We start from the raw sequence: 15,142 nt of genomic DNA, 5'->3' as shown, positions 1-15,142 counted from the left end.
AAATAGGAGTTGGCCGGTGCTGGACTGGCTTTACAACATCGTCGGCTGGATCTTGGTCCAGATCCACGCGGGTCTGACCTTCATCGGCCTTGACACCGACAGCGGCTGGGCCTGGGGCCTGTCGATCGTCCTGCTCACCGTGCTGATGCGGCTCCTGCTGGTGCCGCTGTTCGTCAAGCAGATGAACACGCAGCGCAAGATGCAGGACATCCAGCCCAAGATCGCGAAGCTCCGGGAGCGCTACAAGCACGACAAGGAGCGCTTGCAGCGGGAGTCCATGAAGCTCTACCAGGAGAGCGGCACCAACCCGATCATGGGTTGTCTTCCGCTCCTCCTGCAGATGCCGGTCTTCTTCGCCCTCTTCAGCGTGCTGCGCAGCGTGGCCGAGGGCAACGCGCAGTACTACTTCACCGAGGAGCTGGTGGAGAGCGCGCGTGCGGCGCTGATCTTCTCGGCGCCCATCGCGGCCCAGTTCAACAGCTCCTCCGAGGAGCTCGCCGCGCTCGGTTCCAGCGACCCGATCATGGCCAAGGTCATCATCGCCATCGCCTGCGTGATCATGGGTACGACGACGTTCCTCACCATGCGCCAGAGCATGAGGCGCAGCGTCTCGCAGATGCCCGACAACCCCATGATGCAGACCCAGAAGATCATGATGTACATGGCGCCCCTCTTCGGGCTCTTCGGCCTCATGATGCCGGTCGGTGTGCTGCTCTACTGGGTCACCTCCAACGTCTGGACCATGGGACAGCAGCACTTCCTCTACCGGAAGCAGCCGGCCCCCGGCCAGGAGGGCGACAAGGCCAAGGGCAACGCCTCCTCCAACGGCTCCGCCAACGGTTCCGCCAAGGGCATGCTCAGCCGAAAGAAGGCGGCGGAATCCACGCCCGAGCCGAAGGAACAGCCTAAGATCGAACGCAAGCAGCCGAAGAAGCAGCCGCGTTCCAAGCGCACCGGCGGTGGTTCCCAGTAGGGCCCCGCCCCCGCTTGACCCCGGCTGTGGAGATGTTCGAGTGCGCAGGCGACAATGCCCCTGAGGCGTACGACGGCCAGGGCGTGAAGGATGAGGAGACGGGATCGCTGTGGCAAGTAGCGAGGAAGAAAGCGGTGGAGTGGCGGTGGCTGAAGCGCCTGAGGCCGGAGTCGACATCGAGGCCCTGGAGAACGAGGGCGACATCGCCGCGGACTACATCGAGGGACTCCTCGACATCGCGGACTTCGACGGTGACATCGACATGGACGTCGAGGGCGACCGTGCGCTGGTCTCCGTCGTCGGCGCCACCCTCGACGAGCTGATCGGCGACCAGGGCGAGGTCCTGGAGGCCCTCCAGGAGCTGACCCGCCTGGCCGTGCACCGGGCGACCGGTGAGCGCAGCCGTCTGATGCTGGACATCGGCGGCTACCGCGAGGGACGTCGCAAGGTGCTCTTCCAGATCGGGACCGAGGCCGCCAACAAGGTCAAGGAGACCGGCGAGATCCACCCCCTGGAGCCGATGACCCCCTTCGAGCGCAAGGTCGTGCACGACGCGGTGGCCGCCGCCGGTCTGCGCAGCGAGTCGGAGGGCGAGGAGCCCAACCGCTACGTGGTGGTGCACCCCGCCTCGTAGTCGCTCACTCCGGAGGGGGTGGCGGTGTTTCACGTGAAACACCGCCACCCCCTCCTTCCGTGTGCGGAGGGTTCTGTCGCGGTGGGGGCGGCCGCCCCTCCTCGCCGTTCCCCGCGGGCGGGGCGGCTCGACGGGTCACGCCGACATGTGGCCGTGTCGACTTCTCTCCATGGAGTTCGCCGTGCCGCGCGTCACCGGCTCCGCCGGGTGTCCGCGGGCGGTGTTTCACGTGAAACACCGCCGCGCCGACCTCTCCGGGGTGTCGGGTTTCCCGTGGCGGGGAACGCAGGGAGCGGGTCCGGGAGCCGGTCCGCCGCCGGGTCGACGATGTTTCACGTGAAACCCTGGTGTTCTCCGAGCGTAGGATCATGGAGGGTCCTTCCCCTTCGCGTGCGGAACCGCTGCCCGCCGCGCACCCTCCCCTCGCCGACCGGCACGCCCTCGTGTACGGGACGCCGCAGCGAACCGAGTATGGAAGTGATGATGGACGAGTGCACAGGTGGTGACCGATGACCTCGGGCGTTGAGGAGCCCGGTGCCGCGCCCCCCGCTCCGCCCGCACAGGCGGAGACCGTCTTCGGCGACTCCCTGCCGAAGGCGCGGCGCTACGCCGAACTGCTCGCCGACGACGGGGTGCGGCGGGGGCTGATCGGCCCGCGGGAGGTCCCCCGCCTGTGGGAGCGCCACCTCATCAACTGCGCCGCCGTGGAGGAGTTGCTCCCCGAGGGCGCCGAGGTGGTGGACATCGGCTCGGGCGCCGGTCTGCCCGGCCTGGTGCTGGGGCTGCTACGCCCCGACATCCGGATGGTCCTGCTGGAGCCGCTCCTGCGCAGGACGGTCTTCCTCGACGAGGCGGTCGCCCTCCTGGGTCTGCCCAACGTGGAGGTGCGGCGGGGCCGGGCGGAGGAGGCCCACGGCGAGCTGTACACCGATTTCGTGACCGCTCGGGCGGTCGCACCCCTGCCACGGCTCGCGGGGTGGGCCCTGCCGCTGCTGCGCAAGGGCGGGAGCCTGCTGGCGCTCAAGGGAGAGCAGGCGGAGACCGAGTTGGCCGCCGCGGAGCAAGACGTTTCGAAACTGCGGCCGAGCGTCAGCGATGTGATCCGGGTGGGTCGGGGTAAAGTCGATCCCGCTACCACGGTCGTTCGCGTCACGGTGACATCCGACGGTGGTCCGCCCCGGTCCGGGTCACAGAAGAAGGCGCGGGGCGGCAAGAAGAAGCGCGGACGGAAGAGGTGAACTCAGTCGTGTCCCAGAACCCAGCCGACAACCCCGATGTTTCACGTGAAACATCCCCGGGTGCCTATGGAGACCTGCTCGGTGTTTCACGTGAAACACCGTCCGGAGACTCCTACGGCGTCCCCGACACCCCCCTCGCCCGTGCCGCCCAGGCGGCCATGGCGGTTCGCGGGCACGACGACGCCTGGCCCCGGCCCAAGGCCTGCCGGGTGGTCAGCGTCGCCAACCAGAAGGGCGGCGTCGGCAAGACCACCACGACGGTCAACATCGCGGCCGCCCTGGCGATGCACGGGCAGCGAGTCCTCGTGGTCGACCTCGACCCGCAGGGCAACGCGTCCACGGCGCTCGGCATGGACCGGGACAACCAGACCCGGTCCATCTACCACTGCCTGGTGGAGGACGAGGAGATCCGCAAGCTCGCCCAGCCGGTGCCGGACATCCCCAACCTGTGGTGTGCCCCGGCGACCATCGACCTGGCGGGCGCGGAGATCGAACTGGTCTCGCTCGTCGCGCGCGAGGCCCGGCTCAAGCGGGCCTTCGCCGCCTACGACGCCTCGGACCTGGACTACATCCTCATCGACTGCCCCCCGTCGCTCGGCCTGCTCACGGTCAACGCGATGGTGGCGTGCGACGAGGTCATGATCCCGATCCAGTGTGAGTACTACGCCCTGGAGGGGCTGGGCCAGCTGCTGCGCAACGTGGAGCTCGTCCAGTCCCACCTGAATCCGGGGCTGGCGATCAGCACCATCCTGCTGACGATGTACGACGGCCGCACCCGACTCGCACAGCAGGTGGCCGACGAGGTGCGCTCGCACTTCGGGGACACCGTCCTGGAGACGCTGATCCCCCGCAGCGTCCGTGTGTCGGAGGCGCCCAGCTACGGCCAGTCGGTGATGACCTACGACCCCGGGTCCACCGGTGCGGTGGCCTATCTGGAGGCCGCCCGGGAGATCGCCCACCGGGCGCAGGGCATCAGCCGCTGAGGACGGGACATCCCGGCGGTCGGCGCCGGGCGGAGCGTGTGTGAGGAGTGTGGAGTTGCCGGTGAGCCAGCAACGGCGCGGACTGGGCAAGGGACTGGGTGCGCTCATCCCACAAGGACCGACGGCCCCCGTGCCGCCGGAGAACGAGCGGGAGACGACGACGGCGACACCTGCGTCCGAGCCGGTGGAGCAGCGGGGGCCCGAGGCCCTGCCGGACGGGACGTACCTGGAGGAGGTCGAGCTCGGCGCGATCACCCCGAACCCCCGTCAACCGCGGCACCACTTCGACGACCAGGCCCTGGAGGAACTGCGGGACTCGATCAGCGAGGTCGGCCTGCTCCAGCCCATCGTCGTGCGCAAGCTGGAGGGGGAGGGCGCCCCCCGGTACGAGCTGATCATGGGCGAGCGCCGGTGGCGGGCGAGCAAGGAGGCCGGCCTCGACCGGATTCCCGCGATCGTCCGGAGCACCGGTGACGACGAACTGCTCCGGGACGCCCTCCTGGAGAACCTGCACAGGCAGGAGCTCAATCCACTGGAGGAGGCGGCGGCGTACCAGCAGTTGCTGGACGACTTCGGCTCCACCCACGGGGAACTGGCCCAGCGGATCGGCCGCTCCCGTTCGCACATCACCAACACCCTGCGGCTGCTGAACCTGACGCCGAAGGTGCAGACGCGTGTGGCCGCCGGTGTGCTCAGTGCCGGGCACGCACGGGCGCTGCTGGGTGTGGGGGACGCCGACCTCCAGGACCGGCTGGCGACCCGTGTGGTCCAGGAGGGAATCTCCGTCCGCTCCCTGGAGGAGATGGTCGTGCTCCGGGAGGAGCCCGGGGAGGAGAGGAGCCGCCAGACTTCGGCGCGAATCGCCAACCCTCCTCAGGTGGAGGAGTGGGCGACGCGCCTGGGGGACCGTCTGGACACCTCGGTGAAGGTGGACATCGGCAAGCGGAAGGGCAAGATCGTCGTGGAGTTCGCGACGATGGAGGACCTGGAACGCATCATCAAGCAGATGGACACCTGACCCTTCCGGATCTTCGACGGCCGTGTTTCACGTGAAACACGGCCGTCCTGCTGTCCGGGCCGGGGCCCGCGTGGCTGTGGGAGCGCGGTGTTTCACGTGAAACACCGGGGAGGCGGACAGGCGAAAGGCCCCCGGATCACTCCGGAGGCCTCGTGCCGTGTGGGCTGACGGGTCGTTACAGGAAGTCAGCCAGCTCCTTCTCCAGGACGCGCTTGGGCTTGGCGCCGATGAGCTGCTTGACGACCTCACCGCCCTTGTAGACGTTCATCGTCGGCAGGGACATGACGTTGTAGTTGCGCGGCGTCTCGGGGTTCTGGTCGGTGTTCAGCTTGACGATCTCGATCTTGTCGCCGTACTCGTCGGCCAGCTTGTCCAGGACCGGGGCCATCTGCTTGCACGGGCCGCACCAGTCGGCCCAGAAGTCCACCAGGACCGGCTTGTCGCTGGCGAGGACCTCTTCCTTGAAGGTGGCGTCGGTGACGTGCTTGACAGTGGACATGATTCTCCTTGGTTCGACGAAACCGGTGCGGCGGGGGTGGGGACGGCGGAGGTCAGTTGCCGCGTTCGGCGAGATAGCGCTCGGCGTCGAGGGAGGCGGCGCAGCCGGTTCCCGCGGCGGTGATCGCCTGCCGGTACTGGTGGTCGACCACGTCGCCCGCGGCGAAGACGCCTTCGAGGCTGGTGCGGGTGGACGGGAAGTCCACCTTCACGTACCCCTCGTCGTCGAGCTCGATCTGCTTGTCGAACAGCTCGACGCGGGGGTCGTGGCCGATCGCGACGAAGAGGCCGGTCACGTCCAGGGTGCTGGACTCGCCGGTCTTGTTGTTCAGGATGCTCAGGCCGGTGACGCGCTCCTCGCCCAGGACCGCGGTGACCTCCGAGTTCCAGAGGAAGCTGATCTTGTCGTTGGCGTGCGCACGCTCGGCCATGATGCGGCTGGCGCGCAGTTCGTCGCGGCGGTGGATCACGGTCACGGACCTGGCGAAGCGGGTGAGGAAGAGCGCCTCCTCCATGGCCGTGTCGCCGCCGCCGGCCACCGCGATGTCCTGGTCGCGGAAGAAGAAGCCGTCGCAGGTGGCGCACCAGGAGGTACCGCGTCCGGAGAGTTCCTTCTCGCCGGGCACACCCAGCTCGCGGTATCCGGAGCCGGTGGAGAGGATGATCGTGTGGGCGAGGAAGGTCTCACCGCCCGCGACGACCTCCTTGACCGGCTTGGCCAGGTCCACGGAGGTGACGTCCTCCGGGACCAGCTCGGCACCGAAGCGCTCGGCCTGCTTGCGCATGTGGTCCATCAGGTCGGGGCCCATGATGCCGTCGGGGAAGCCGGGGAAGTTCTCGACATCGGTGGTGTTCATGAGCGCACCGCCGGCGGTGATGGAGCCCTCGAACACCAGGGGACGCAGTTCGGCACGGGCGGCGTACACGGCGGCGGTGTAGCCCGCCGGTCCGGAACCGATGATGATGACATTGCGGACGTCACTCACGCTTAGGCCCTTCACACAGTCACAGCCCTGGCCACGCGGTGTGACCCCAGGGGAAGATGGTTAGCACAACCGATGGTAGGCGCAGGGCATTCCCGAGAGGACACGCCCAGATTACGGGGGCGGGGTATGCGCGCCCGTCCGGGCCGGTCACCGGCGATCCCGCGGTCGGGGCCCCGCGATCGGCCTGGGGACACGGTCCGGAGCAGAGGGGCGGAAGGGGGCCCGGGGAGAGTGCCCGGGCAGGGATCCCCGCCCCCGCATCCGGTCGCTCCACGGCCGAGTCCGCCCAGGCGCCTCTCAGGTACCGCTCTGGCGGCTTCCCGGAGCCGACCGCACCGCCAGGGCGATCGCGCCCGCGACGAGCCCCCACGGGGCGTTCACGGCCAGCACGGCGACGAGGTCGGACGGGTTGGTGACCGGCCCCTGGGGATCGCCGAGCATGATCGGGGACAGGACCGCGCTCAGCACGGTCGAGGACACCCCGTAGGCCTGACCCGTGCACACCAGGACGAGCAGTGGGCGCGGGGCGCGGGCCTCGGGCCCCAGCACCAGCGGCCACGGGACGCCGGAGAAGGGGTCGGCGGAGCGCGGTTCTGACGGTGTCGGCTGCTGGTCCACGGCTACCTCGCGGACTCGGGTGTGTGGCTGGCGCACGGGAAGGGACGCCTCCGACGCCAGGGACAGCGGCTCCCATCCGCGCGTCCGCCGCGGGACCCGGCTCCCCGCGCGTCCCGCCCCCCGCGGGCGTGGCGGTGGCCGGTGATCCGGGTGCTGCTCGTGGACGACCAGCCCCCGGCGCGCACCGGGGTGTGCGCCCTGCTGGAACGGGACGAGGGCACCGGGGCGGCGGCCGAGTCCGGGAACGGCCGCGAGGCGCTCGCGGACATCGACCGGTACCGGCCCGACGCGGTCCTGCCCGACCTCCAGACGCCCGCGATGGACGGCCCCGCCGTACTCCGTGAGCTGGGGTACCGGGCCGACAGGTCGTCAGGGGGACATGTCGACACGTCGACGGACCGGCGGACCCGTGTGGTGGGCCTCACCACGTTCGGCGAGGACGACAACGTGTCCACCGCGCTGCGGCTGGGCGCCTCCGGCTTCCTGCTCAAGGACGCCGGTCCCGGAGAGCTCGGGGAGGCGGTGCGCACGGTCGCGGCGGGGGAGGTGCCGCTCTCTCCGGGGGTCACCCGCCGAGTGGTCGAGCGGCTCGCCGACACCTCGGTCGCCCCGGAGGCGGCGGCCCGCACGGACGTCTGACCGGCCGGGAGCGGGAGGTGCTCGCACCGGTCGGCCGGGGCGTGCCGAACCAGGAGACCGGTGCCGAACTCCACCTGAGCCCGGCGACCGCCCGCACCCACGTGGGGCGTGTGCTGGCCGAACTCGGCGCCCGCGACCCCGTGTGCGTGCCGACAGGTCGCCATGGGGACACGTCGACACGGTGACACGTCGGCACGTCGACACGGTGACTCTCGGGGCCCGGAGGCCTCAGGGGGTCCGGACGGTCTCCTGGGCGAGGACGCTCTGCGCCGTTTCGCCGCCCTGCGCGCAGCGCGGATCGACCACGTACACCTCGTACCGCTCTCCCAGGGGAGCGAACAGCACCCACACCCGGGACCCCTCGTCGCCGTAGGAGGCGTCGTCCACCAGGGTGAAGCGCGTCCCGAGCTCCTCGCCGAGGAGTACGGCGCACTCCTCCACACCGACGGGTGCGTCCTCCACCGCGGCCATGGGCCCGGCGTCCTCGGAGGAGGGCTCGCCACCCACGGGGGACCGGTCGAGTGTCAGGGCGGCCTGCTCGGGCAGGGACGCCTCGGTGTAGACGGTCCCGCTCCGCACCACCTGCGGCGTGTAGGACTGGGCGATGTCCGGAGCGGCCTCCTCACCCCCGTCCTCCTGGAGCGGGGCGGCGACGCCGCCGGCCGGCTCCGAGGTGTCGGAGAGCCCGCCGTTGAGCACGGCCGCGCCGCCGCCCCCGATGAGGACCGCGGCGGCGGCCACCATCATCAGCTTCGGCATGAAGCCCGGAGAGCGCTTGTGCCTGCGCCTGCGCGAGACGGGGATCACCGTGGCGCCGGAGGGCGGAACCCCCACCGCGGCGGCCCCGTCGGCCGAAGCTTCCCCGGCCGGAGTCCCGGCGGTCTCCGCCGGGCTCTCGGCGGCGCGCTCGCGTGCCGCCTCGGCGATGCGCTGGTCGAGGAGGTCGGCGACGTCCCGGGGCATGGCGGGGACCGGTACGGCGGCCAGCACCTCGCCGACCCCGGTCAGTTCGTCCAGGGTCGTCGCGCAGGTCGCGCAGGTGTCTATGTGGGATGCGACGGTGCGTTCCTCGTCGGGCTCCAGCAGCTCCTCGGCGAAGAAGGCCAGTGCCTCCACGTCTGGGTGGGACGTCACGATGGGTTGACACCTCCTCTCCCTGTTGTGACGTCTCCAGGGTGCTGAGGGTTCCTCAGATGGGCCAGTGAGGGCAGAAGTTTGGCGCGACCTCGCGCACACCTGCTCTTGACCGTCCCCGAGGCCACGTCCAGGATCCGGGCCGCCTCCTCCACGCGGTAGCCGAGCATGTCCACGAGGGTCAGCGCCATGCGCTGGTCCAGCGGGAGCAGCTCCAGGGCGGCGTGCACGTCCATGCGCGCCTCCGTCTGCGAGGCGTGGTCCGGGGCGCCGCCCATGCGGCCGAGCCGCTCGTTGGACATCACGTCCAGGGTGGAGTCCTCGGTGGGGGTGGCCGGGCGCACCTTGCGGCGGCGCAACCGGTCGTGGCAGGCGTTCACCACGATCCGGTGCAGCCACGTGCTCACCTGCGACTCACCGCGGAAGCGGTCGGCGGCGCGGAACGCGGACAGGAACGCGTCCTGGAGCGCGTCGGAGGCCTCGTCGGGATCGCCCATCATCCGTACGGCGACAGCCCAGAGGCGCTCACGGTGCCGACGTACCAGGACTCCGAAGGCCTGGTCGTCACCCTGAGCGTGCCTCGTCAACAGCTCCCGGTCAGGAAGCTCCTGGACGGCGTCCATCAGCGCTGATCACATATCCCCACACATCGGCGTCCGTCAGAGGCCGAGTACCTCGACCTCATTGATGGTCCCACGCCAGTCGCCGTCGTCGTTGGGCAGTTCGGTGAACCAGATCAGCACGTACCGTCCGGTCGCGCCGCCCTCGACGGGGACGGTCGTGGAGCCGCTCATCGTCTCCTGCGCGACGGCGGGGAGGTTGGCGTCCAGACTGCTCTGGTCGCTGACCGAACTGTCGTCGCCGATCCGGATCTCCACCACGTGGTCCAGTTCGGGTATCTCCAGGACGACCTCGTGGACCTCCTGGCTGGATCCCAGGTCCAGCAGGAGGCCGACGCCTCCCTTCATGTCCTGTAGGGGATCGCGGTAGCCCTCGGTGCTCCAGCCGGTGGAGGGGTCGTCGTCGTAGGCCTGCGAAGCGTTGTCCGAGTGCTCCTCGCCGTCGCCCTCCGGCATCGGGTCGAAGCCCGCGGCGCCGGTGATGTCCAGAGCACTCAGCTCGGGGCGGTCGTCCTGCGCCTCCTCCGCGGTGCCGTCATCGGGGGTCCCCACGTCCGCACCGGACCGCATCTGCGTCCCGATCGTCCAGGCACCCACGACCACGGCGGCGAACAGCACCAGCGCGAGCGCGCCGACCAGGGCCTTCCTGGCGGAGAGCTGCGTGCGGGCGGCCCTCCGGTCCATCCGGGAGGGCGCCGGGCGCTCCGTGCTCCGCTGCGCGGGCCCACCCCTCGGGGTGGAGCCGCCGCGCGGAGCCGCCGCGCCGCTGCGCGCGCTGCGGCGGGGACCGGAGCCGGTGCTGTCGAACTCACCGGTGCGGCGGGAGGTCCCGGGCTCGGGCGGCGGGGTCGACTCGGCGGGGGAGACGGGGAGCGGGATGAGCCGGGGTACCTCGGCCATGGCCGCGCAGAAGTCGGCGGGGGAGGTGATCGGCGGCCCGGGCATCATCTGCTCCGCGAGCTGCGGCAGGGCCGCGCGCGTGGTGATGGTCCCCAGGGACTCGTTGATGCCCTGACGGATCTGGTGCGGCGGGTAGGGGCCCATGGGGCCCTGCGGCGCGGCGGGCAGGCCGCTCTGCGGGCCGCCGGGCCAGTGCCCGGTGAGCGCCGCGTAGAGCAGGTTGCCCAGACCGCGGGCGTCGGCCGCCGCGGGGTCGGCGACACCGTTGCCCAGCAGCGCGGCGTCCACGCCGATGCCGGTCACCTTGACCGCGCCCCCGCTGCTCCACATGAGCTTGCTCGGGGTCAGGCACAGGTGGTACAGGCCCCCCGCGTGCGCGGCGGCGATGGCCTCGGCCGCCTCGGCGACCAGGCCGGCGGCGCGCTCGGGCTCCATGGGGCCCTGCGCGAGGAGGTCGGCGAGGGAGGAGCCGATGACCCACTCCTCGACGACGTAGGGGACGGGGGCGGAGTCGTCGGCGTCGAAGACCTGTGTGACGCGGGCGTCGGGGATACGGCTCGTGGCTCGGGCCGCGCGCACGACCTCGGACGTGCGCGGGAAGCCCTCGGTGAAGGTCCACACCGCGACGGGCCGCGCGAGGGTCTCGTCGGTGGCCTTCCAGCGGGTGGCTCCGCCGGTCTCGCTCACCACTTGGTCGAGGCGGTAGCGGTTGGCCAGCTTCGCCCCTGGTTCGATGAGGAAGGTGCTCATGATGGGAGTGACGGGCGCCAGTGCCGTTGTTCCGCGCGTTCCCGGGCTCCGTGGTCACCTGTGGACCGGAGCGGTACGGGGTGCGTGCGTGGGGGTCGGCTCTGCCTGCTGTCCCCAGCCTCCCTTCGGGCAGCTCGGATGAACATTGCTGTAGAGGTAAAGCGGTGCCTGTCCATGCTAGGACGCCTGAACAGCATCTTCGGAGGGCATCGGATACTCGTTCACCTTCCGGGACGTAACGGGACAGGACCACCCAACGTCGCCTGTTCCTGGTGATCAGCGGCGTCGTAGTCGTGTTTTGAGCAAATCGAGGAATGATGTGACTTCAGTCACATTGAGAAATCTGGCGGTGAGCACGAACAGTACTGCACCGACGGCACCGCCCGCCGCCATCGACGCCAGACCTGGCCAGACGTCACCCGGCAGGCCCCGGAAGAGGTGGATCATCGCCGCTCCGAAGGCCGCGGCCGGGACGGTCGCCAGGTACAGCCTGAACAGGGTGGCCGCGGTCCGGCGGCCGTCCAGGCCGTTCAGCCGCCGGTGCAGCAGGCACCACATGATGACGGAGCCGACGACGTAGTACAGGCCGTAGGGCACCGGCAGCCACACCACGATGTGCTGCGGCTCCATGAGGAACAGCAGGCTGACCGCGGTGACGGCGTGGGCGGTCTCGGCGGGGATCGACACCAGGGCCGGGGTCCGTGTGTCGCCCAGCGCGTAGAACACACGCATCTGGAGCTGGAACAGCGTGAACGGGATCAGCATCAGGCAGAAGACCATGAGGATCCGCCCGATCGCCGCGGCGTCCTGCGCGCTCGTGCTGCCCTGGGCGTAGATCAGCACGCAGAACGGGATCGCGAAGACGATCATCGCGACCGAGATCGGCACGATCAGCACCGAAGACAGCCGGAAGCCGCGTGAGAAGTCGCTGCGCACCTGGTCCTTGCGGCCCGCCGCGACGTGCTCGCTCATACGCGGCAGCAGCGCGGTGATCACCGAGACCGCGATGACCGCGTACGGCAACTGGAACAGCATCGACGCGAACTTGTACGCCGCGATACCCGCGCCGGAGTCGAAGCCCGCCTCGGCGGCACGGGCACCGGCCCGTGTCGCCACGTTGGTGGACACCAGCGCGCCCAGCTGCGCCACGGCGATGTAGAGCATCATCCACGAGGCGGCGCCGGCCGCCTCTCCCAGCCCCGAGCCCCGAAGGTCCAGGCGGGGCCGCCAGCGGAAGCCCGCCGCGGCCAGTGCCCACACCAGGACCGCGGCCTGGACCACCTGGCCGGCGGCCGTGCCCAGCCCCAGCAGCATCAGCTCGCCGGAGGTCACGCTCTCCGGCGTCCGGCCCGGTCCCGCCAGGTCCAGGAACCACAGTCCGACGCCGATGATGACCAGGTTGTTCAGCACCGGCGCCCACATGGGGGCGCCGAACCTGTTGCGCGCGTTGAGCATCGCGCTGGCCAGGCCGCTCGCGCCGATGAAGAAGATCTGCGTGACCAGGTAACGGGCCAGGACGACCGAGACCTCGTACTGGGCCCCGAAGAACCCGCCCGCGTAGATCCGGATGAACCACTCCGCGACCAGCACCGACACCAGCGTGAGCGCGAACAGCGCCAGCAGCATCAGCGTGACCAGGCGCTGCTCGGTCCCGTTCCCGCCGTCGGCGTCCAGCTTGCGCCGCTTCACCAGGAACGGCACGAACACGCTCGCCAGCAACCCGCCGATGAGCAGGTCGTAGATCATGTACGGGACCATGCCCGCCGTCTGGTAGGCGTCGCCCAGCAGCTGGGTCCCGATCGCCGCAGCCAGGATGATGGTGCGCACGAACCCCGTCACACGGGAGACGACGGTGCCCATCGCCATGATCGCGCTGGACTTGGCGATGTTGCCCGGCGCGGTGTGGGCACTGCCGCCGATCTCGTCGCCGTCCTCCAGACCGGCACGGTCGGCGGTGCCCGCGTCGCCGATGTCGCTCGGGTCCCGGAGCGTCCTCAGCCCCGTCTCGGGAGCGGTGTCCGGCTCATCGCGCTCGTAGGTGTCGAGCACGTCCTCGGGCATCACCATGTGCCGTCGGCGGGGATCGCGCCCCTCCGGCGGGTCCGCTTCCGCCGGAGGCACGTGCTGGGGTTGGTCGCTGGACACCGTCGGGCTGTCCTTACTCTCAGGCTGGCGGCTTCGGGCCTCGGCGGGTCAGGGCCGGGGAGGACGGTACGGCATCAACGACGCAGGCGGCCGCGGACCAGTTCCACCGCCGCGCTCAGCTCCGGAACGCGCAGCAGCCGCGCGGATCCGAGGAAGAGCAGCGCGCCGAGGGCGCACCCGGCGACCGGGGCGCCGACGTAGGTGGCCAGGCCGGGGCCGACGTAGGAGTCGAAGGCCCAGAGCACACCCAGCCCGGCCGCGATGCTCGGAACGACGGCCAGGTGCAGGCGCAACATTGTGCCAAGGACGTGCCTTCCGTCAAGGCCCCCGATACGCCGGCTCAGCACCAGGCCCGCGACGGTCAGACCCGACAGGAACGAGACCATGAAGCCCGCCGCCACGCCCACGACCACCAGGTTCGGCGGAAGGAGCAGGTAGGCCGTCAGGGCCAGGCCGCTGTGGACGGCCAGGTTGGCCAGGCCGATCATCGCGGGGGTACGGGTGTCGCCCATGGCGAAGAACACACGCAGCATCAGCTGGAACACGGTGAACGGCACCAGGCCCAGCGACATGACCGCGAGGATCTGGCCGATCCTGGCCGCGTCGTCCACGGCGATGGACCCGCGTGCGAACGCCAGTACGGACAGCGGCTCGGCGAACATCGCCACGGCGAAGGCGGTCGGCACCAGCACGAAGGCGGAGACGCGCAGGGTGCGGGAGAAGTCCGCGCGGACGGCGCCCCAGTCGTGGTTGTCGGCGTGGGCGCTCATCCGGGGCAGCAGCACGGTGATGAGGGAGACCGCGATGATCGCGTACGGCAGCTGGAAGAGCTGGTACGCCAGGTTGTAGGCGCTGATGCCCGCGCCGACGTCCATTCCCTGCTCGATGCTCGCCACGTTCGCGGCGTTGGCGATGTTGGTGGTGATCCACAGCCCGGCCTGGGTGAGGAGGGTGTAGAGCATCATCCACCCGGCGGAGCGCAGGGCCTCGCCGAGCCCGGAGCCGCGCAGGTCCAGGCGGGGCCGCCAGCGGTAGCCGGTGCGGGTCAGGGCCACGAACAGCACCAGCGCCTGGAGCGCCATACCTCCCGCGGTGCCCGCGCCCAGCAGGGTGAGCTGGCCCTCGGTGACGGTCTCGGGGGTACGGCCGGGCCCGGCCACCCACAGGAACACGCCCGCCACGCTCATGATGACGACGTTGTTCAGCACGGGTGCCCAGACGGCGGCGCCGAACCTGCCACGCGTGTTGAGCATGGCGCTCAGCAGGCCGCTCAGGCCGATGAAGAAGATCTGCGCGAGCAGGTACCGCGCCAGGTGGACCGCGGTGTCGAACTGGACCGGGGTGAACCGGGAGCCGTACATCCAGATGAGGAACTCGGCGGCCAGGATCGCGACCGTGGTGAGGAGGAACAGCGCCAGCGCCGTGGTGGTGAACAGGCGGTCCTCGGTGGCCTTGCCGCCGTCCGCGTCGCGCTTACGCCGCTTGACCAGGAACGGGATGATGACGCTGGCCATCAGCCCGCCGATGAGCAGGTCGTTGAGGATGAACGGGATCGTGTGGGCCGTGTGGTAGGCGTCACCGAGCAGGTGGGTGCCGATGGCGGCGCCGAGCACGATGGTGCGGGCGAACCCGGTGATCCGGGAGGCCATGGTGCCCACGGCCATGATGACGCTGGAGCGCATCATGCCGCCGGAGTCCGTGCCGGAGGCGCCGCCCGGCCCCTGGCCGGAACCGTCGTCGCCGGCCGCGGCGTCGGGGGAGGAGCCGGGCCCGGACACCGTGGCGGTTCCGGGCAGCTCGCCCTCCTCGGATGACGGCATGGGGCCACTGCCCGGGCGGGTCGCGCTCTCACCCGGGGTCGGGTCTTCGGACTGGGGGGAACGGCGGCGCTTCCCGCCGCCGTTCGAGGAGTCGGTGACCACCGTGGATCAGGGTTCCTTTCGTCCGACTGGGGAATGTCCGGCCGCGGCGCCGTGGTCCGGCGTCCGCGGCTCGGGTACACGTGC

General features: G+C 70.5%; 13 protein-coding genes and 1 pseudogene. 6 read left to right on the top strand and 8 right to left on the bottom strand.

Features of this window, described 5'->3' with window-relative positions:
* The first annotated feature begins 16 nt into the window (after positions 1 to 16).
* The 5 genes from yidC to FYX01_RS02805 all read left to right on the top strand — a co-directional run bounded on the left by yidC (position 17) and on the right by FYX01_RS02805 (position 4,846).
* A complete protein-coding gene (gene yidC / locus FYX01_RS02825; protein ID WP_150237183.1) occupies positions 17 to 973 on the top strand; it encodes a membrane protein insertase YidC in 957 nt (318 codons plus the stop codon).
* 145 nt (positions 974 to 1,118) lie between these two features.
* A complete protein-coding gene (locus tag FYX01_RS02820) occupies positions 1,119 to 1,607 on the top strand; it encodes a Jag family protein (protein WP_150237182.1) in 489 nt (162 codons plus the stop codon).
* A gap of 509 nt (positions 1,608 to 2,116) precedes the next feature.
* On the top strand, positions 2,117 to 2,845 hold the full coding sequence (gene rsmG, locus FYX01_RS02815; RefSeq protein WP_150237180.1) for a 16S rRNA (guanine(527)-N(7))-methyltransferase RsmG: 729 nt from the start codon (positions 2,117 to 2,119) through the stop codon (positions 2,843 to 2,845).
* Positions 2,846 to 3,003: 158 nt separating this feature from the next.
* On the top strand, positions 3,004 to 3,828 hold the full coding sequence (locus FYX01_RS02810; RefSeq protein ID WP_190394158.1) for a ParA family protein: 825 nt from the start codon (positions 3,004 to 3,006) through the stop codon (positions 3,826 to 3,828).
* A gap of 61 nt (positions 3,829 to 3,889) precedes the next feature.
* Entirely contained in the window at positions 3,890 to 4,846 is a 957-nt protein-coding gene (locus FYX01_RS02805) for a ParB/RepB/Spo0J family partition protein (RefSeq protein WP_150237179.1), read from the top strand.
* A 175-nt stretch (positions 4,847 to 5,021) separates the two neighbouring features.
* Here the strand turns inward: FYX01_RS02805 and trxA are convergent, their stop codons facing one another.
* From trxA to FYX01_RS02790, 3 genes are all read right to left on the bottom strand, one after another.
* Positions 5,022 to 5,345 (bottom strand): thioredoxin, encoded by a 324-nt coding sequence (gene trxA / locus FYX01_RS02800; protein ID WP_150237178.1) that lies wholly within the window; start codon positions 5,343 to 5,345, stop codon positions 5,022 to 5,024.
* A 52-nt stretch (positions 5,346 to 5,397) separates the two neighbouring features.
* Positions 5,398 to 6,330, bottom strand: a complete 933-nt coding sequence (gene trxB, locus FYX01_RS02795) for a thioredoxin-disulfide reductase (protein ID WP_150237176.1) — start codon at positions 6,328 to 6,330, stop codon at positions 5,398 to 5,400.
* Between the two features lie 297 nt (positions 6,331 to 6,627).
* Entirely contained in the window at positions 6,628 to 6,984 is a 357-nt protein-coding gene (locus FYX01_RS02790) for a hypothetical protein (protein ID WP_223830276.1), read from the bottom strand.
* A 105-nt stretch (positions 6,985 to 7,089) separates the two neighbouring features.
* Between FYX01_RS02790 and FYX01_RS02785 the strand changes: the two are divergent.
* Positions 7,090 to 7,772: pseudogene (locus tag FYX01_RS02785) on the top strand (response regulator).
* Between the two features lie 43 nt (positions 7,773 to 7,815).
* Here FYX01_RS02785 and FYX01_RS02780 read toward each other — a convergent pair.
* The 5 genes from FYX01_RS02780 to murJ (FYX01_RS02760) form a co-directional block, all read right to left on the bottom strand.
* Positions 7,816 to 8,721: an anti-sigma factor gene (locus tag FYX01_RS02780; protein ID WP_223830275.1), complete on the bottom strand. Its 906-nt coding sequence runs from the start codon at positions 8,719 to 8,721 to the stop codon at positions 7,816 to 7,818.
* The gene (gene sigM / locus FYX01_RS02775) at positions 8,718 to 9,344 is read right to left on the bottom strand and encodes an RNA polymerase sigma factor SigM (protein ID WP_150237174.1); all 627 of its coding nucleotides are present in this window, start codon (positions 9,342 to 9,344) and stop codon (positions 8,718 to 8,720) included. The genes FYX01_RS02780 and sigM overlap by 4 nt, the downstream gene beginning before the upstream one ends.
* Positions 9,345 to 9,380: 36 nt before the next feature.
* Positions 9,381 to 10,991 (bottom strand): protein kinase family protein, encoded by a 1,611-nt coding sequence (locus FYX01_RS02770; protein WP_150237172.1) that lies wholly within the window; start codon positions 10,989 to 10,991, stop codon positions 9,381 to 9,383.
* Positions 10,992 to 11,267: 276 nt separating this feature from the next.
* Positions 11,268 to 13,058: a murein biosynthesis integral membrane protein MurJ gene (gene murJ / locus FYX01_RS02765; RefSeq protein WP_150237323.1), complete on the bottom strand. Its 1,791-nt coding sequence runs from the start codon at positions 13,056 to 13,058 to the stop codon at positions 11,268 to 11,270.
* A gap of 152 nt (positions 13,059 to 13,210) precedes the next feature.
* Positions 13,211 to 15,058: a murein biosynthesis integral membrane protein MurJ gene (gene murJ, locus FYX01_RS02760; protein WP_150237170.1), complete on the bottom strand. Its 1,848-nt coding sequence runs from the start codon at positions 15,056 to 15,058 to the stop codon at positions 13,211 to 13,213.
* Between the last annotated feature and the right edge of the window lie 84 nt (positions 15,059 to 15,142).

It is taken from the genome of Nocardiopsis quinghaiensis, assembly GCF_008638365.1.
Classification (GTDB): Bacteria; Actinomycetota; Actinomycetes; order Streptosporangiales; family Streptosporangiaceae; genus Nocardiopsis; species Nocardiopsis quinghaiensis.
This window is presented reverse-complemented; position numbering and strand designations above follow the sequence as displayed.

What these genes read in the sequence shown, in the direction of transcription:
- rsmG (WP_150237180.1), top strand. Translation starts at nt 2,117, where the DNA reads ATGACCTCGGGCGTTGAGGAGCCCGGTGCCGCGCCCCCCGCTCCGCCC.
- FYX01_RS02810 (WP_190394158.1), top strand. Translation starts at nt 3,004, where the DNA reads ATGGCGGTTCGCGGGCACGACGACGCCTGGCCCCGGCCCAAGGCCTGC.
- trxA (WP_150237178.1), bottom strand. Translation starts at nt 5,345, where the DNA reads ATGTCCACTGTCAAGCACGTCACCGACGCCACCTTCAAGGAAGAGGTC.
- sigM (WP_150237174.1), bottom strand. Translation starts at nt 9,344, where the DNA reads ATGGACGCCGTCCAGGAGCTTCCTGACCGGGAGCTGTTGACGAGGCAC.
- FYX01_RS02770 (WP_150237172.1), bottom strand. Translation starts at nt 10,991, where the DNA reads ATGAGCACCTTCCTCATCGAACCAGGGGCGAAGCTGGCCAACCGCTAC.
- murJ (WP_150237323.1), bottom strand. Translation starts at nt 13,058, where the DNA reads ATGGTGATGCCCGAGGACGTGCTCGACACCTACGAGCGCGATGAGCCG.